Annotated in this window: 19 protein-coding genes and 2 pseudogenes; 3 read left to right on the forward strand and 18 right to left on the reverse strand. The window is 37.6% G+C overall.

The features are described 5' to 3' along the window. Positions 1–67 precede the first annotated feature (67 nt). The 18 genes and pseudogenes from MKY70_RS26720 to MKY70_RS26805 form a co-directional block, all read right to left on the reverse strand. Complete coding sequence (locus tag MKY70_RS26720; RefSeq protein WP_088033339.1) at positions 68–1,579, reverse strand: tetratricopeptide repeat protein; 1,512 nt, start codon at positions 1,577–1,579, stop codon at positions 68–70. Positions 1,580–1,724: 145 nt separating this feature from the next. Further along, positions 1,725–2,231, reverse strand: a complete 507-nt coding sequence (locus MKY70_RS26725; RefSeq protein WP_002139159.1) for an acyltransferase — start codon at positions 2,229–2,231, stop codon at positions 1,725–1,727. Positions 2,232–2,285: 54 nt separating this feature from the next. Then, positions 2,286–2,933: a pyrophosphatase PpaX gene (gene ppaX, locus MKY70_RS26730; RefSeq protein ID WP_002089567.1), complete on the reverse strand. Its 648-nt coding sequence runs from the start codon at positions 2,931–2,933 to the stop codon at positions 2,286–2,288. A 66-nt stretch (positions 2,934–2,999) separates the two neighbouring features. Further along, positions 3,000–3,812 carry a prolipoprotein diacylglyceryl transferase gene (gene lgt / locus MKY70_RS26735; RefSeq protein WP_002034719.1) on the reverse strand — a complete coding sequence of 271 codons (813 nt, stop codon included), beginning with the start codon at positions 3,810–3,812 and terminating at the stop codon, positions 3,000–3,002. 24 nt (positions 3,813–3,836) lie between these two features. Beyond that, positions 3,837–4,766, reverse strand: a complete 930-nt coding sequence (gene hprK, locus MKY70_RS26740) for an HPr(Ser) kinase/phosphatase (protein ID WP_002016091.1) — start codon at positions 4,764–4,766, stop codon at positions 3,837–3,839. A 156-nt stretch (positions 4,767–4,922) separates the two neighbouring features. Beyond that, a complete protein-coding gene (locus tag MKY70_RS26745; RefSeq protein WP_002089574.1) occupies positions 4,923–5,303 on the reverse strand; it encodes a phage holin family protein in 381 nt (126 codons plus the stop codon). A gap of 186 nt (positions 5,304–5,489) precedes the next feature. After that, complete coding sequence (gene uvrA / locus MKY70_RS26750) at positions 5,490–8,360, reverse strand: excinuclease ABC subunit UvrA (RefSeq protein WP_341074623.1); 2,871 nt, start codon at positions 8,358–8,360, stop codon at positions 5,490–5,492. A gap of 5 nt (positions 8,361–8,365) precedes the next feature. Next, complete coding sequence (uvrB, locus tag MKY70_RS26755) at positions 8,366–10,342, reverse strand: excinuclease ABC subunit B (RefSeq protein ID WP_002016097.1); 1,977 nt, start codon at positions 10,340–10,342, stop codon at positions 8,366–8,368. 151 nt (positions 10,343–10,493) lie between these two features. Beyond that, the gene (locus MKY70_RS26760) at positions 10,494–10,925 is read right to left on the reverse strand and encodes a DUF4362 domain-containing protein (protein ID WP_341026436.1); all 432 of its coding nucleotides are present in this window, start codon (positions 10,923–10,925) and stop codon (positions 10,494–10,496) included. A 47-nt stretch (positions 10,926–10,972) separates the two neighbouring features. Further along, on the reverse strand, positions 10,973–11,593 hold the full coding sequence (locus tag MKY70_RS26765) for a hypothetical protein (protein ID WP_088033343.1): 621 nt from the start codon (positions 11,591–11,593) through the stop codon (positions 10,973–10,975). Beyond that, positions 11,590–12,351: a MerR family transcriptional regulator gene (locus tag MKY70_RS26770; protein ID WP_002034711.1), complete on the reverse strand. Its 762-nt coding sequence runs from the start codon at positions 12,349–12,351 to the stop codon at positions 11,590–11,592. Before MKY70_RS26770 ends, MKY70_RS26765 begins: the two co-directional genes overlap by 4 nt. A 100-nt stretch (positions 12,352–12,451) precedes the next feature. Then, positions 12,452–12,679, reverse strand: a complete 228-nt coding sequence (locus MKY70_RS26775) for a hypothetical protein (protein ID WP_088033345.1) — start codon at positions 12,677–12,679, stop codon at positions 12,452–12,454. A gap of 16 nt (positions 12,680–12,695) precedes the next feature. Continuing rightward, positions 12,696–13,028: pseudogene (locus tag MKY70_RS26780) on the reverse strand (ATPase). A gap of 120 nt (positions 13,029–13,148) precedes the next feature. Further along, complete coding sequence (locus tag MKY70_RS26785; protein WP_088033347.1) at positions 13,149–14,261, reverse strand: RNA-guided endonuclease TnpB family protein; 1,113 nt, start codon at positions 14,259–14,261, stop codon at positions 13,149–13,151. A 309-nt stretch (positions 14,262–14,570) separates the two neighbouring features. After that, positions 14,571–14,792: a hypothetical protein gene (locus MKY70_RS26790; protein ID WP_078184823.1), complete on the reverse strand. Its 222-nt coding sequence runs from the start codon at positions 14,790–14,792 to the stop codon at positions 14,571–14,573. Positions 14,793–14,810: 18 nt separating this feature from the next. Next, positions 14,811–15,199: pseudogene (locus tag MKY70_RS26795) on the reverse strand (hypothetical protein). Positions 15,200–15,210: 11 nt separating this feature from the next. After that, on the reverse strand, positions 15,211–15,408 hold the full coding sequence (locus MKY70_RS26800) for a helix-turn-helix transcriptional regulator (protein ID WP_000538359.1): 198 nt from the start codon (positions 15,406–15,408) through the stop codon (positions 15,211–15,213). Between the two features lie 236 nt (positions 15,409–15,644). After that, a complete protein-coding gene (locus MKY70_RS26805) occupies positions 15,645–16,667 on the reverse strand; it encodes a YeiH family protein (protein WP_341026133.1) in 1,023 nt (340 codons plus the stop codon). 152 nt (positions 16,668–16,819) lie between these two features. Here MKY70_RS26805 and MKY70_RS26810 point away from each other — a divergent pair, with 152 nt between their 5' ends. The 3 genes from MKY70_RS26810 to MKY70_RS26820 are packed head-to-tail and all read left to right on the forward strand — an operon-like array spanning position 16,820 to position 18,683. Further along, a complete protein-coding gene (locus MKY70_RS26810) occupies positions 16,820–17,713 on the forward strand; it encodes a LysR family transcriptional regulator (RefSeq protein ID WP_341026135.1) in 894 nt (297 codons plus the stop codon). Positions 17,714–17,764: 51 nt separating this feature from the next. Next, complete coding sequence (locus MKY70_RS26815) at positions 17,765–18,133, forward strand: MerR family transcriptional regulator (RefSeq protein WP_002016114.1); 369 nt, start codon at positions 17,765–17,767, stop codon at positions 18,131–18,133. 4 nt (positions 18,134–18,137) lie between these two features. Beyond that, positions 18,138–18,683: a flavodoxin family protein gene (locus MKY70_RS26820; RefSeq protein WP_341026136.1), complete on the forward strand. Its 546-nt coding sequence runs from the start codon at positions 18,138–18,140 to the stop codon at positions 18,681–18,683. Positions 18,684–18,866 lie beyond the last annotated feature (183 nt).

Below are 18,866 nucleotides of genomic sequence, written 5' to 3' on the forward strand. Positions count from 1 at the left end.
ATTCATACACATTAAGTTACCCTCATTATACTGTTAGCATCATTTTTTTCCCAATGATTTGCCTACCCTACGTGTGCGTGCGCTTAACAGCCTGCACATACTTTCGTACAGTCGCTACAGATACATTATATACAGCACCAAGCTCTGCCTGTGTCATCTTATTTCTTTGTTCGCCGCGCACAATGTATTCAATTGCCGCTGACCAACCGTACACATTTGTAAAAGTCGCTCCAGATGTATATAAACGTATGAACGTGCAAAACCAAAAATTTAAACACTCTTCGATTAATTCATCGTCTTTTTTCGTATAATTGTATAATGCATCCGCGATTCGTACGCACTGTTCAAATTGCTGTAAATCAGCTGGGATGCTTTTATGACTATTAAGTAAAAAGAAATATTTTGCAAGTTGCGATACGATTGGAACACCATTTTTCGCTTGCGTTACATCAAAGAAGAATCCAACCTTCTCTGGTGTTGACAATTCATTCATTAAATATAAAGCTAGCATTTTCTCTTCTAGCGTCGTACTTTGCTGAAATGATTTTCGTAACTCTTCAAATAAAAGATTTTGTCCTTCATCTGCTAAATTCAGTGCATTCCACGGTTCTTTTCCTTTTTTATCAGGATGCAATTCTACAACATGTTGCCACATTTTTTCAGCTACTTGCTGTTCCTTCACCATATACGCAGAGTATGCAAACCAGTAATAAAAACTGACGTCTCCTTCGTACCCTTGACGCTTTAATACTTTGAACCATTTATATGCAGGTTCAAAATGACCAATTGTTGCAAGCGTTGTTCCAAGTTTCAAACGATGCTCAAATGAAATTGGATATACCGAAACTAACTGCCCCGCTAATGACTCTACTTGCTTATGCTCTCCAATTGAATATAGAAAAATAAGCGTATTACAAAGCGCATGCATATTACCAGGATTTTTCTCTAAAATCATTTCTGTTAACTTAAGCGCTTGATCTACATTACCTGATTGAAAATGTGCAATCGCTAAATTATTATGTCCTGACCAAAATTCTGGATATTCTTTCGTAACAACTTCTAGTGTAGCAATCGCCTCTTCTAATTGTCCGTTACGAATGTAGCGGTTCGCTTCTTCTTGCATAACAATTAGCTCATCTTCATCCTCAATCTCTTCCGCACCCATTGCATCTTCTTCCATAATCTCAAGCAATTCTAATGTATCTTCTACAAATTCCTTCTCTTCCGCAACTTCTAAATATCGCTCTGCATACTTCTTCGCCTGTTGAAACAAGCCCATATATGCATAATTATTTGAAATAAAATAATAGCATTGCTCAAGTTCAGGATTGGATCTAACAAGCTTTAGAAATATCTGATTCGACTCTTGATATTCACCAGATTCAGATAATGCTATTGCTAGTTGGCATAAAATAAACGGCTCCTTCTCGCTTTGTGCTGCTCTTCGAAAATATTTAATTGCATCTTGCAATTTTTGCCCTTTATAAGCCCTCATCCCTTTTTTATAAAAGAAGTCCGCTAACTGATTAAAAGAGATAACTTGTCCGTTCTCCTTATATATTCTTTGATTTTTCCCCATATATCCTCCAGTTTTTTGTTTTCTTCGTTCACACATTCTTCTATCTATAAGTATAAACGATTCCGTAAAAAACAAAACAGTATATTATAATCAATTATTTCCTTTTTATTCATAAAAAGAGAAGGGAAATGTTACATTTTTAACATCAACCTTCTCTAGTGGCCATTTCCTCTTTCGTATAAATAATACGCATCGGATTTCCGCCTACGAAAGCGCCGCCTGGTACATCTTTATGGACAAGTGTGCCTGCAGAAACGATAGCTCCATCTCCAATTGTCACACCTGGTAAAATTGTCGTATTCGCTCCAATCATAACTTCATTCCCTATGACGATTTCTCCAAGTCGATACTCACGAATTAAATATTCATGCGCTAAAAGCGTTGTATTATAGCCGATAATTGAATTGTCTCCCACAGTAATCTTTTCTGGAAACATAATATCTGGCATTACCATAAGTGCAAACGACGTTTTCTTTCCTACTTCCATCCGTAAAAACGTGCGATATAACCAATTCTTTACGGATAAAAATGGCGTGTAACGTGCGATTTGGATGATAATAAAATTTTTCATTACCTTCCAAAAAGAAACTGTTTTATACACATTCCACAATGAATTTTCTCCTGAAACAGGATAGCGCGTTGTCCGTCGCACTGAACTCTCTCCTCTACTTATATAAAAGTGACACTTTAACCGGCAGGAATCTCACTACCCGTTAATGCGGGACAAAATCGGTAGTAAATCACTCATTTTATCTAGCACATAATCTGGTTTATACGCTTCTAAATACGCTCTACCTTTCAATGTCCATGAAACCGCTACTGTTTTCGTACCTGCATTTTGTCCACCGACGATATCATGATGATTATCACCAACCATCAATGTTTCTTCTGGCTTTGCATCTAATAATTTCAATGCTTTTTGAAGTGGTTCTGGATGTGGTTTCACATGTTCCACATCATCAATCGTCACGACAACATCAAAAAACTGATCAAGTTTCGAAAGCTTTAATCCCATTTCAACCGTCTGTCTCGCTTTCGTTGTAACGATGCCGATCTTATAACCTTGCTTCTTCAATTCTTGAACCGTTTCATATACAGTTTCATACTCTTCCACTAATTCATCATGATGCTCATGATTAAATTGACGATAACATGTAATCATCTCTTCAACCTTACTTGCATCAATCTTACTAAAAGTATCATGCAAAGATGGACCGATAAATGGCAATACATCTTCACGCTTATACTGATTAGAATAATAGTGATTTAACGTATGTAAAAAAGAAGAGATAATAAGTTCATTTGTATTAATTAACGTTCCATCTAAATCAAATAACACTGTATTTATTTTCATCGTCCTTAATCCTTTCATTACCTGAATATGAAAGAAGCAGCATCTTCTATAAGATGCTACTTTTCTCTAATTTTCTAAATATCTTTTATCAGCTTGCCCCATTTTTCGTCTCACAATAATGAAAATGATAGAAATAACAACAATTCCAATAGACATTACTTGTGCAATACGAAGTGGTCCTAACATTAAACTATCTGTACGCAAACCTTCTACGAAGAAGCGTCCCACTGAATACCAAATTAAATATGTGAAGAATAATTCACCACGGCGTAAATTCACTTTTCTTAACGCGAGTAGTAAAATAACACCTGCAAAGTTCCATAATGATTCATATAAAAACGTTGGGTGATAATACACACCATCAATGTACATTTGATTAATAATGAAATCTGGTAAATGAAGACCTTCTAAAAACTGTCTCGTTACTTCATCACCATGCGCCTCTTGGTTCATAAAGTTTCCCCATCGGCCAATTGCTTGTCCTAGTAAAATACTCGGCGCAGCAATATCCGCTAACTTCCAGAATGAAAGCCCGCGTCGTTTCGCAAAAAGGATTCCTGTAATAACAGCCCCGATTAAACCACCATGAATCGCCAAACCACCTTGACGAATATTAATAATTTGACTCGGATTTTGCGAATAATATTCCCATTCAAAAATGACATAATACATTCTCGCAAAAAGAATGGCAATTGGTACTGCGATTAATACAAGGTCGATAAATGTATCTTTGTGAATACCAAGCCTTTCTCCCTCGCGAGTTGCTAGCCAAAGACCTAATAGCACACCTGTACCGATAATAACCCCATACCAATAAACAGGGAACGGCCCAAGTTGGACTGCTATACGGTCAAGCTGTGGTACAGAACCTAACAGCATATATATGACCTCCCTCTCCAGAGTCTACTCTTGATTTCCTAACTCAATCGCACTCATTAATCGTTCAGAGAACTGTTGTGCCGCATTGACTCCCATACGTTTTAATCTGAAGTTCATCGCTGCTACTTCAATAATAACAGCCAAGTTTCGACCAGGACGAACTGGAAGTGTAATCTTCGTAAGTTCTGTATCAATAATCTTCATCTTCTCTTCATCAAGACCTAAGCGATCATAATTTTTCTTTTGATCCCAAATTTCAAGATTAATAACAAGTGTAATACGTTTATAATTTCGTACTGCCCCTGCACCGAATAACGTCATTACGTTAATGATACCTAGACCACGAATTTCTAATAAGTGCTCAATTAAATCAGGTGAGCTCCCTACTAATGTATCTTCATCTTCTTGACGAATTTCTACGCTATCATCCGCAACAAGGCGGTGACCACGCTTTACAAGTTCAAGCGCTGTCTCACTTTTCCCGACACCACTTTGACCTGTAATTAAAACACCAACACCATAAATATCTACTAACACACCATGAACAGCTGTTGTTGGCGCTAACTTACCTTCTAAATAGTTTGTTAAACGACTTGATAATCTCGTCGTCGTTTGAGCAGAACGTAATAAAGGCACGCCTGATTCACGTGATGCTTGTAATAACTCATCCGGTACATCTTGATTACGAGTTACAATAATACAAGGCGTCTCCTCAGTACAAAGCGCTTTCATTCTCTCTTGCTTTTGCTCTGTCGTTAACGTATCAAAGAACGTAAGCTCCGTTTTCCCAAGAAGCTGCACGCGATCAGCTGGATAATATGTAAAAAATCCTGCCATTTCAATTCCAGGTCGCGATAAATCACTCGTATCAATCGGACGATGAATCCCTTCTTCACCACTTACTAACTCCAATTGAAATTGTTCAATTAAATCTTTTGTCCTTACTTTCGGCATATGTATAAACCTCCACTCCGCTGCGGGTTCAGTCTCATTTGATGTAAAATTCCATTCTATCGGATATTGTACCATTTTTTTCTGGAAACAAGAAACTCGGTTTCTAATAAATAGAAAAAAACATTTCATATGAATCATGAAATGTTTTTCTTTTTGTCATTTTCTCTTTTTTTCATGTAATGGTTCAACAATTACTTTTTCAATTATCATATTAAAAATAGAAATACAAATTGCCGCAACAATCGCTACACCAAATCCAGATATATTAAAGGCGTCCCCTAATAACGAATCCGTCATCTTTAATGTAATCGCATTAATAACAATTAAGAAGAAACCGAAAGTTACAAGAGTAATCGGTAGCGTAATTAAAATTAAAAGCGGCTTTACAAATACGTTTAAAATCGCCAATATAATACTCGCAATAATTGCAGTTTGTATATTTGCTATGTAAAATGCGTCTGGTGCAACCCCTTTTAAAAGTCCGGATACAGCGATTAACACAACGCTATTTACAAGAAGTGATACAATCCATCTCATTTCCTTACACATCCTTTTAACATATATATTTCATCATACGCTAATAGATAATAAACGCAAGTAACATGCAAACACTTATACCAATTTATTCTATTCTTTATACTTGTATACCTACTAACATTCTTACCAGTTTCCCTTAGTGAAATAAAAACCGAGTGTAATTCCCACTCGGTTTTTATTAACAACTTATTGTGATAACTCTACTTCTTTTATTTTCTCTTTCATTCTTGCTTTATCACGATCTAAAATCTCTTTTAAATACTTACCTGTATAAGAGCGCTCTTCTTTCACTACTTGCTCTGGCGTTCCAGAAGCAACGATTTGTCCGCCTTTGTCTCCGCCTTCTGGTCCAAGGTCAATAATATAATCAGCTGTTTTAATAACATCTAAATTATGCTCAATTACAAGTACCGTCTCACCACTCTCAACAAGACGTTGCAACACTTCTAGAAGGCGTGCAATATCATGTGCATGTAAGCCAGTCGTTGGCTCATCTAAAATGTATAACGTACGCCCTGTAGAACGACGATGTAATTCAGAAGCTAATTTCACACGCTGCGCCTCACCACCTGATAACGTCGTAGCTGGTTGTCCTAATTTCATATAACCAAGCCCTACATCTACAAGCGTTTGAAGTTTACGCTTAATTTTCGGGATATTAGCAAAGAAATCTACCCCATCTTCAATTGTCATCCCTAGCACTTCAGAAATATTCTTATCTTTATATTTCACTTCTAACGTTTCACGGTTGTAACGTTTACCGTGACAAACTTCACACGGAACATACACGTCTGGTAAGAAATGCATTTCGATTTTAATAATTCCATCACCACGGCACGCTTCACAACGGCCGCCTTTTACGTTAAAGCTGAAACGTCCTTTTTGATACCCACGTACTTTCGCTTCATTCGTGTGCGCAAATACATCACGAATATCATCAAATACACCAGTGTATGTCGCCGGATTTGAACGTGGTGTACGCCCGATTGGTGATTGATCAATATCAATCACTTTATCTAACTGCTCAAGACCTTTAATTTCTTTATGAGCCCCTGGCTTCGCTTTCGCCTTATATAGCTTTTGAGCTAATGATTTGTATAGTACTTCATTAATTATCGTACTTTTTCCAGAGCCAGATACGCCTGTTACTGCTACAAATGTTCCTAGAGGGAATGACATTTTTGCATTCTTTAAGTTATTTTCTTTCGCACCGACAATCTCCACTTTACGTCCGTCACCTTTACGTCTTTCAAGTGGTACCGGAATAAACTCTTTACCGCTTAAATATTTCCCAGTTAATGAATTCTCGTCTTGCATAACTTCAGCTGGTGTACCTGCTGATACAACTTGACCACCATGAATACCTGCACCAGGTCCGATATCAAGTAAATAATCAGCAGCCATCATCGTATCTTCATCATGCTCAACAACAATTAACGTATTTCCTAAATCACGCATTTCCTGCAATGTACGAATAAGACGATCATTATCACGCTGATGCAAACCAATAGAAGGCTCATCAAGAATGTAAAGTACGCCAGTAAGGCGAGAACCAATTTGTGTCGCTAAACGAATACGCTGCGCCTCACCACCTGATAAAGTTCCTGCGGCACGACTTAACGTTAAATAATCTAAACCGACGTTCACTAAGAACCCGACACGTTCCTGAATTTCTCTTAAAATTAAATGAGCAATTTTTTGTTGTTTCTCCGTTAACTCAACAGTTGAGAAGAACTCCTGTACTTCTTGAACAGAATATTTCGTTACATCGGCAATCGTTTTATCACCAACGAAAACAGCTAAACTCTCAGGCTTTAAGCGTCCACCTTTACACTTCGGACAAGCTTGCTCTGCCATATATTTCTCCATTTGCTCACGAACATAATCAGAACTCGTCTCACGATAACGACGCTCAATATTCGGAATAACACCTTCAAATAAAATCTCATTTTCCTTTACTTGACCAAATTCATTCACATAGCGGAAATAAAGCTTCTCTTCCCCGCTTCCGTACAGCACTTTATCAAATAAATCCTTCGGTATATCTTTCACCGGCATATCCATATCGATGCCGTAATGATTACACACAGATTTTAATAATTGCGGGTAATATTGTGAACTTGTCGGTTCCCAAGGAGCAATCGCATGTTCATTTAATGATACATCCCAGTTCGGAATAACAAGTTCTAAATCTACCTCTAACTTCGATCCAAGTCCATCACAAGAAGGACACGCGCCGAACGGACTATTAAACGAGAACATACGCGGCTCTAATTCTCCGATTGAAAAACCACAATGTGGACAAGCATGATGTTCACTAAATAGAAGTTCTTCCTCTCCCATTACATCGATTAAAACTCGGCCCCCGCCAAGCTTTAAAGCACTTTCTAGTGAATCTGCAAGTCGGCTTGCAATTCCTTCTTTCACAACAATACGGTCAATAACAACTTCAATTGAATGCTTCTTATTTTTTTCTAAAGTAATCTCTTCCGATACATCCAGCATCTCTCCATCAACGCGCACACGAACATAACCTTGCTTCTTAATATCTTCTAATACTTTCGCATGCGCACCTTTACGCCCTGACACGATAGGCGCTAGCACTTGCAACTTCGTACGTTCAGGATATTCAAGAACACGGTCTACCATCTGTTCCACTGTTTGTGATGTAATTTCAATTCCATGATTCGGACAAATCGGCGTACCAATTCGTGCAAATAATAAACGTAAATAATCATAAATCTCCGTTACCGTTCCAACCGTTGAACGAGGATTACGACTCGTCGTTTTTTGATCAATTGAAATCGCTGGAGATAAACCTTCAATCATATCAACATCCGGCTTATCCATTTGCCCTAAAAACTGGCGCGCATACGCAGATAAAGATTCCACGTATCTACGCTGCCCTTCTGCATAAATCGTATCGAATGCTAACGATGATTTCCCCGAACCAGACAATCCCGTCACAACAACAAGCTGATTTCTCGGAATGGTTACGTCAATATTTTTTAAATTATGCGCTCTAGCACCTTTTACAACAATAAAATCTTTACTCACTCTTTTCACCCTTCCGCTTTTAATTCTAATAGTAAATCTCTTAATTCAGCTGCACGCTCGAAATCTAATGCCTTTGCTGCTTCTTTCATCTCTGCTTCCATCTTCGCAATTGTATTTTCACGTTCTTTTTTCGTCATCTTCTTAGCTGGTGTTGCTTCATATATTTCCGTATCCTCAGCTGCTGTTGTCGCACGAATAACGTCACGTACTCCTTTTTGAATCGTTTTCGGCGTAATACCATGCTTTTCATTGTAAGCTTCTTGTATACTACGACGACGCTGTGTTTCTTCAATTGCAATTCCCATTGATCTCGTTATGCGATCTGCGTACATAATAACGCGGCCGTTTGCATTACGCGCCGCACGACCAATTGTTTGAATTAATGAACGCTCTGAACGTAAGAAACCTTCCTTATCAGCATCTAAAATAGCTACAAGTGATACTTCTGGAATATCTAATCCTTCTCGTAATAAGTTAATACCGACAAGTACATCAAACTTACCAAGGCGAAGATCACGGATAATTTCAATACGCTCTAATGTTTTAATTTCAGAGTGAAGATAATTCACTTTAATTCCTACATCTTTTAAATAGTCCGTTAAATCCTCTGACATTTTCTTCGTTAAAGTCGTAATTAATACACGTTCATTTTTCGCAATCCGGTCATGGATTTCTCCTAATAAATCATCTATTTGTCCTTCAATTGGTCGTATATCAATTGGTGGATCTAAAAGCCCTGTTGGACGAATAATTTGTTCTATTGCTTTCGGTGACTGCTCTAACTCGTACGGTCCTGGCGTTGCCGAAACGTAAATAACTTGATTCGTTTTCTCTTCAAACTCATCAAACGTGAGCGGTCTATTATCTAAAGCTGATGGCAGACGGAATCCATGATCAACAAGCACTTGCTTACGTGCTTGGTCCCCGTTATACATCGCTCTTACTTGCGGAACCGATACATGCGACTCATCCATAACGATTAAGAAATCCTCTGGAAAATAATCTAAAAGCGTATACGGCGTTGAACCTGCTGGACGAAGTGTTAAATGACGGGAATAGTTTTCAATCCCTGAACAAAAGCCCATCTCGCGCATCATTTCTAAATCATAACGCGTTCGCTGTTCTATGCGCTGCGCCTCTAACAACTTACCGTTATCATTTAATTCTTTTAAACGCTCTTCTAATTCTTTTTCGATATTTTCAATAGCGACCTTCAGCTTTTCTTCACGTGTAACGAAGTGAGATGCCGGGAAGATTGCTACATGATCACGTTCTGCTAATACTTCACCCGTTAATGCATTTACTTCTCGAATACGATCTATTTCATCCCCAAAAAATTCAATTCGAATACAATGCTCATCAAGTGATGCGGGGAAGATTTCAACTACATCTCCGCGCACACGGAATGTACCACGCTTAAAATCAATATCATTACGTCCATACTGTACATCAACAAGTTCACGAAGCAATTGATTGCGGTCCTTTTCCATACCAACTCGAAGCGAAACAACTAACTCGCGGTATTCTTCCGGAGAACCTAAACCGTATATGCACGAAACACTCGCAACGATAATAACATCATCTCGTTCAAATAAGGAAGACGTTGCCGAGTGGCGTAATTTATCAATTTCATCGTTAATTTGCGCATCTTTTTCAATAAACGTATCCGTATGTGGTACGTACGCTTCCGGCTGATAATAATCGTAATAACTAACAAAATACTCCACAGAATTGTTAGGAAAGAAATCTTTCAGCTCACTATATAACTGTCCTGCTAACGTTTTATTATGAGCCATTACAAGTGTTGGCTTCTGCACTTCTTTAATGACATTTGAAATCGTAAATGTCTTACCCGTTCCTGTCGCTCCAAGCAACACTTGCTTTTTCTTTCCACTATTAATTCCCTCTACAAGCTTCTCTATCGCTCCCGGCTGATCACCTTGCGGGGAATACTCTGAGATAATTTCAAATGGATGTTCCAACTAAAAACCGACCTCCTCATAAAAATCTGTATTATTATTTTACCACGAATGCCCATAAAAAACCTAAAAAAACGAACAGATATTCGGTAAAATTTTCGACAAGTTATATATAGAAAAAGGAAGGAATAAATACTTCCTTCCTCTACTAACTCTATTTTTTAAGTACATATAATAAGTCATATCCATTGCGCCCATTTTCATTCGTACAATCTATTAACCTATATGCCGTTTCTGATTCACGTTGCTCTTTAACAATCCTTTTACAACTATCTTTATGTAACCCTTTATGGTCACCAGCAAATTGATCTTGTCTATTATCTAACACATAAAGTATATCTTTCTCACTATGCTCTAACGTTTGAAAAATCGGGTCACCTTCATGTGTATACTGTACAATTCTTATTTTATCAACTTCCCCTTGTTCCACATTCCAAACGAACTTCTCGAATTTATCTAGATTAGAAATTTCCGCCCCCTTTGCAAAGACATCATTCTTCTTATCAATTGCACTGTTAGGTTGTGAACATGCTACTAAACTAAAGAGAAATAAGCATATAAAACCTGTTCTTTTTCCTATTGTTATCCTCTCCTATACAAACTATTGGTATACTAGAAAAAAGCTACTTTCCTCTATGAAAGTAGCTTCTTGTTTCCTTTCTCCTTCTTCGGAAAAATCACATATGAAAATGAAATTACAGTATCCGCTAAAAGAATAATAGCCCATACCTGGCTTACACGGCTTGCTGCTTTATTTAAAACGATTCCTGACTCTAACCAATTTCCCCACTGTTCTACTGGAATAAGCCCATACATGAAGAAAAAGAATATATGAACAGCAATAAACAAAATAAGATGTAAAACCCAATTTTTTATTTCCTGCTTCGCATGCGCCATCCCTGTTACTTCAAGTGGTTCTTCGATAATAGGCGCCGGTTCATTCCGCCACTTCGCAACTAATTTTTGTACATATATATCTAATTTCTTCAAATCCTTTTTCCCATAAAAAACTGCATATAATAAAATGATTACCGTAATGATTTGAAAATTAGAGAACTTCCCTGTTTGATAGTAGTCCACTACTCCTAAAGTTAAAATAAACACTTCATTTACAAGTAGCACAATCCCCATAATAAAACTTGCCTTTTTCAAGCGAAATCCATACCTTAGTAAAAAGAATCCGATAGCCGATAACCAAAATACAATCTCTGCCCCAATTAAAAAATACCAACGATATTCTGCAAGTATACTCATTTATCCCTCTCCCTTTCGTCATATATACGAAAAGCCTCATCCATATATAATAGAAGCTCTTCTTCAATTGGATACATACTCATTTTCTGTGAATCTTCTTTTGACTTTCTTACTTCCCACAATTTATCTAAAAATGCTTCATCACCATTTGCCATCTCTAAACACTTCTGCATTAATTTCTTTGTTGCGCCTTGTACCTCATCACATGATGCTTCCTTACCGTCTTTCATAAAGTTACGTAGTTGCTTTAATAAATTTACCCATTCTAAAACATTCGGGTCTTCTTCACTCATGTTCGGCAAATTATGAAGCAACTTTTGTTCTCCCTTAGAAAAAACTTCATTTTGAAACATCTCACGTATTCGCGGAGACTGTTTCGAAAGCTGAATGAGTTCAAACATAACTTTCCAATCCAGTTCTCCCTCCACATCTACTGAATAAACAACTGCCTGTAAAATACGTTCCATTCGATTAAATTTTTTCTGTTCTTCCTGTACAAATCTAAGTTGCTTTTCAAGCGATACTTTTAAATTGAGCTCATCCGTTATTAACATATTCGTAATCTCTTTTAATGAAAACCCCATTTCTTTTAAAAATAAAATTTGCTGCAAACGAACAACATCTCTCTCGCTATATAACCGATGTCCTCCATCAGTTTTCCCACTCGGCTTTAATAAATCAATTTGATCATAATAACGTAACGTCCTTACTGTAACCCCTGTTTCCCTCGTTAGTTCTTGAATTGAAATCAACTCCATCACCTCTTTTCCTTCATTATAAAAGGTGACGTAACGTAACTTTCAAGTAGTTTGTAAAAAAAATACAAAAAGCTATTTATACCTTTTGTATAAACAGCTTTTATGGAAATAACCCCTTTTGTATAGCACGCCCACAAAATAAAATAATTGCCCCTACAACAACACTTGTTGCTGTTTTATGATAATGCGCTAAAATTAATAAATAGTATGATAAACCTACAGCACCAATCATAATACATGCACTTGGCACTGGATTACGAGAGAAGTTTTGTATTCCCCAAAACAAAGCAAAAATAGCCGTAGCGACACATAATACCGGTAATCCCATCCCAGTTCCCCTTTTTCTATCTATTCCTTGTTGCTAACACACTCGTCGATGCCATACTTATTAATAAACCAAAAATAGCAATATATAATAACTCATTTACATGTACTACTTGCCTATCTAAATACTTATTTACACAAAGTTACATAATGAACAAAAAAACGCAGCTTGTAATACAAATCGTAAAATATGACTTCATCTTATTCACAACTCGCTCATCAATTGACGGTACTCTCTCTTCTTTCAAACGCTTCTGTTCTCTATATTCCGAAATACCATATAAAATGACTAGTGCTACATTCGATATGAAGATCGTTCCCCAAGAAATACGTGAACTACCCCCACTTAATATCTCTTACGAGCTTACCCCTAAGTGGGGGCTTCTCGGTTCATCGCTACTTTTGATAGCTAACGAATTTGTCCTAGGACAGCCGAGCTAACTCCCTTGTTCCAAAGGTTATTTTGTTACTATTTATGCCAACGCTAATAAGCGTATGGATTCCTTTTTGATATTGATCGCTGCGTTATAGTCACGATTGATTGTGAGTCCACACGAACACACATACATGCGCTCACATAATGGCATTTCTTTTTTGTTGCCACAACGACTACACATCTTTGTAGAAGGAAACCATTTATCTATTTTTACAAGCTGTTTTCCTTGTTCTTGTAGCTTATATGCTAAAAATGTCGTAAACATCCTCCAACCGTTGTCCGCTACACTTTTACCAAAGCGAAGCGCTTGTGACATTCCTTTCATATGTAAGTCTTCGATTGCTACAACGTCAAAATTCGTAGCTAATTCTTTAGACTTGTGATGAAGGAAATTTTTACGTTGATTGGCGACCTTTTCATGCAATTTCGCTACACGAATGCGCTGTTTATTCCAGCGCTCTGAACCTTTTACACGTCTGGCTAATACTCGTTGTGCCTTCGCTAATTTGTCTAACATCTGGCGATAAAAGCGAGGATAATTGGCTTTCTCATCTTCGCTACTCACGTACAATTCAGCCATTGCGAAGTCTAATCCAACTATACTTTGTACTTCTTTTTGTACAATCTCTTTTTCATATTCAGTCAAGATGGACACATAGTATTTACCAGTAGGTGTCATCGAAATCGTACACGATTTGATGATATGATTTGGCGGTATCTCCCTATGTTGCTTCAGTTTCACCATTTTCAATTTTGGTAATTTGATATAACCATGAAATAACATAATATTTCCGTTTACTCGATTCGTTGTATAGGATTTTCTACTTTTTTTACTTTTGAATGTAGGGAAATCATTTTGACCACTAAAAAAATTCTTATACGCAGCTTGCAAGTTTAATTGCGCGTTGGCCAATGCCAATGAATCAACTTCTTTCAACCATTCATACTGCGCCTTGTATTTCGCAGGAGTAGGAAATTTTTTCTTCTTCAGTTCTTCCTTATTCGCTTTGTGTTTTTCATATACTTCTTTTCGTTCAGCCAACATTTTATTATATACAAAGCGTACACACCCGAACGTTTTACGTATGAGATGTGCTTGTTCTTCTGTTGGATACAGACGAAATTTGTACGCCTTATTCTGCTTTGTCATATCCATTCACCTCAGTTTTCGCTTCATTTCCCATAAGCTATGACGGTGATCACACAACCTGAACATTACAAGATTATTATCTACTTTCATTGTTATACCAAACTTTACCTCTTATAAGACTGATTATATCAGAGGCAAAATAAAGAAGAAAACCAATTTTCTGACTACCGCAAACTGAAATTCATCTCCCACCTGCCGCTAGACTATCGTCTTTCACACGCTTGAGGAAGGAGACTTCTTTCGGATAATACGTTAAAGCAAGACCCGCTAAAAACAAACTTCCTATGAACCGTATAACATCTTACTTACTCATACATGATCAGCCTCTTGTTGATTTCTATACTTCCACTTCGGCCAATAGTTCACAAGAAAATACACCCACTGCCCTAGTACAAATAAAACAAACGGCATACCAGCATTTCCATCAACAATTAAATTATATAAACTCCATATCGCTAAACTAATCGTAAAAAATAACCCTACATATTTAAACGCTTTATCTGACTGGAATCTCTCAAACTCATCTTGCATTTTTCATTCCTCCTATCTCTATGCTCGTTTCCCTATCATGACTCCTATGATGAGACTACCCGCAAATAAGGAACTACATATCCTAAATATTTCTTGCACTGGTATAACAGCTCTGCCCATTGCTTTACTCGCAACAATATAAACAATAAGCAATAGAAACGCGAATACAAATGAGACATTTACATATTTTTTATATTTTCATTTACTCGCTCATCTATATCTGGAAGTTCTTCTTTTTTGTACTTACGCTTTTTGTAATAGGCATACACTATCAAAAATACAATTGCTAAAACGTTACTCACTACGAGCGGTAAAATTGGTATAGCCGGATTCATAATATGAACTACAATGTCTCCCAAAAACAATCCAATAGTCGCACCAATCAATAACTTTTTAGTATCTTCCATTTTTTCTCCCCTTACTCTAGCGTAAATATTTCCTCCACCTTCACCCCAAAATATTTGGCGATTTTTAGGGATAACTCTAGACTCGGGTTATAATGATGGTTTTCAATCGCCACAATCGTCTGCCGTGTCACCTGCATCGCCTTTGCCATTTCAACTTGCGTTATATGATGTTGCTTTCTTAACTCTTTTATTTTATTTTTCACACCCATAGGCTCCACCTTCGAAAGTAAAGATATCTTTACTTTAATTATAAATATTTTCCAGTTGCAAGTAAAGATATCTTTACAAATTTTAGTAAAACATTTCACTGAACATCTTCTCTAACCAAGTACAAGAGTAATTCAATTTATATCAGCGATTTTTTAAATATATCGACATCCGTAGCACTATAATCATAAGAAAAAAGCTGTCCCAAAATATCTTTTGGAACAGCTTCTTCGTCCTACTACATAAATCCTAAAGCATACACAAGAACATACCCAAGAACAGATAGGCAAACCGAGCCAATCAACCCTGCCACGAATGCCCTACTTCCTAATTTGCGGAACGTTTTAAACTCTACATTTAAGCCTAGCCCTGCCATCGCCATTGCAATAAGCATGTACGCAATTACTACAATATATCCGGCAACAACTTCTGGGATAATCCCAATCGAATGCACCGCACTCATTGCTAAAAATCCGAAGATGAACCAAGGAATCGGAAGGTCGCGCCACGATCTTTTTTCCTTGCTGTCCTCACTCTTACCAAACCATAATCCAATTAAAATCGCTACTGGCACAAGCATCGCAACGCGCGTTAATTTCACAATAACTGCGATGTCTACAGCCGTGCTACCTCCTGGCGCCGCCGCAGCGATAACGTGAGCGATTTCGTGCAATGTCGCACCTGAGAATACACCGTAACCGTACGGTGAGAAGCCAAGCACTGGGTATAATAGCGTATAAATAAGTGTAAATATTGTACCTAAAATTGCAATAATCGCTGCCCCAACTGCCGTTTCTTCATCCTTCGCTTTCACTTGCGGTGCAATTGCCACGACCGCAGCCGCGCCGCAAATTGCTGTTCCGCACGCTGTTAAAATTCCGAGTTTCTTTTCTACCTTAAATACTTTCGTTAGCCCATATACAACGAAAATCGTAAATGTAATAACAACCGCAGCGATGACCAATACTTTCGGTCCCGCCTTCGCAATATCAACAAAATTTAACCTCATTCCGAGTAAGATGATCCCAAAGCGTAGCAACTTCTTACTCGCAAAGTTCGTTCCCACTATCGCTTCTTGAGGAATCCCGATTGCCGCGCGCCAAACCATCCCGATTAGAATAGCGATTACTAATTGTCCCATAATATTTAAAAATGGAAGCTCTGCTAAATATTTCGCGGCGATTGCGATTAATAACGTAATCCCAATACCTTGCGAAAATCCAAAGCCCTTCTTCTTTTGTATAACAAGTGTTTGTTCCACTTTGTACCACCCCAATAATCGTATTGGAACATGCATGTTCTTTCTAGTTACATTATAAGAGAGTTTTAATAATAAGTTTAATATCAATATTGAATCCCTATCATCAGAAATACTTATGATAAAATAAAAGCAAAAATAAAGGGGCCTAACAAATGAACGTAGACATTTTGAAAATCTTTGTTACTGTCGTTGAACAAAAACATTTTTCGCGCGCCGCGGAACTATTAAACCTTTCACAACCTGGCGTTAGTATGCACATTCGCAACCTGGAAAATGAATTTGGGACTACACTTATTCAGCGCTCCCCAAAGCACGTCCAAGTTACGGAAGCTGGAAACATATTATACATACACGCAAAGCAGATGCTCTCACTTTATGAAGATGCGAAACAAGAAATTAACGAGCTGCATAACGTTGTAACAGGAACACTTCGCATCGGCGCTAGCTTTACAATTGGCGAATACTTACTTCCAAAAATACTTGCGCGCTTTGCCAATGAAAATGCACACGTCGAAGTTCATACATTTATCTCCAATACGGAAGAAGTTTTGCAAAGTCTCCGCTCTAATCAAATTGATATCGGCTTAGTGGAAGGCCAAGTCGTATACGCTGACGTAGATGTTGAAACTTTTATGCAAGATGAAATGAAACTCGTCGTCCCGCCAAACCATCCATTGCTCCATATCAAGGGGATTAACGAAAATGCATTGCAAGACCAAGTCTGGGTATTAAGGGAGAGCGGCTCTGGCACACGTGCCTATAGCGATCGATTTATACACCAACATCATTTAAAAATGAAACGCTTCTTTACATTTAGCAGTATTCAAAGCGTGAAGGAAGCCGTTGCAGCCGGTCTTGGCATCGCTATCCTTTCAGATTGGACTGTTCGAAAAGAACTATTAGCAAAAGAACTATTCCACATCCCTGTTCCGAACGAAGAGCTAATCCGTCCATTCTCCATCGTGCGCGGCAAATATTTTATCCCGTCTAAAGCTATTCAAGTCTTTTTAAAACACGTAGATTCTTTTGCGAAAAAACAAAGTTGACCTTCACATTAGTGTGAAGGTTTACAATACATGTAAAAGGAGTGAAACGCATTGCGAATTGGAGAGTTATCAAAAGAAACTGGGGTTAGCGAAAGGGCACTAAGACATTATGAAGAAAAGGGATTACTCCCTTCGAAACGCCTAGCAAATGGCTACCGTGATTTTGATGAAAGTGCAATCGAAAAAGTAGAGCTGATTCAAATGTACTTGCAAATCGGCTTAAATTTAGAAGAAACAGAACGAATGCTACGTTGCCTCGAAATCGAGCCACATCTCTACGAAAATCCGTGTAGTAGTATCCTTGCACTTTACGAAGACAAACTTGATGAGGTAACAAAGCAAATCACATTACTTTCCAACATTCAAACGAATTTGCAAAAACACGTTTCACTCCTAAAACAAGCAAAAGAAAAGGGATGATTACATGTTTGTTATACATGGCAGTTCAAGACAAAACGGAAATACGGAAGCTTTAACACATATGGTGATTGATGGGATTGAAACAGAACAAATTTACTTGCGTAATCATATCGTCCACCCAATCATAGATCAGCGCCATGATGTAGAAGGATTTCAACCTGTAAATGATGACTACGAGCAGTTAATTGAGCGCATGCTAGAGCACGACACGATTATCTTCGCTACACCGCTATACTGGTACGGAATGAGTGGCCACATGAAGAACTTCGTTGATCGCTGGTCACAAAGCTTGCGTAATAAATCTCTTCATTTCAAAGAAAAAATGAAAGGCAAAAAAATGTACGTTGTCATCGTTGGCGGAGACAGTCCAAAACTGAAAGCATTGCCGCTTATCGCCCAGTTTCAATATATCTTTGATTTTGTTGGTTCATCATTTGAAGGGTATATTATTGGGGATGCGAATGGACTAGATGAAATCAAGAACGATGCTGAGGCGCTGGCAAAAGCACAATTGTATAATAATAAATTCAAAAATAGCACACAGAAATAAGTTTGACAAATCCATTTGTATGCGCATACAATAAAAATAATATTATGAAAGGAAGGTACTTTGACCAATGAAGTTCTAATTCTCTTATTTATTTCATCCATCACAAATAGTGAACAAAAATGATGAAAACTAGCAGAGGATTAGTCTGTCCATTTGTCGATACTTTCTTTCGATACAATCATG

This window comes from Bacillus sp. FSL R9-9492 (genome assembly GCF_038007365.1).
Lineage (GTDB): Bacteria > Bacillota > Bacilli > Bacillales > Bacillaceae_G > Bacillus_A > Bacillus_A mycoides.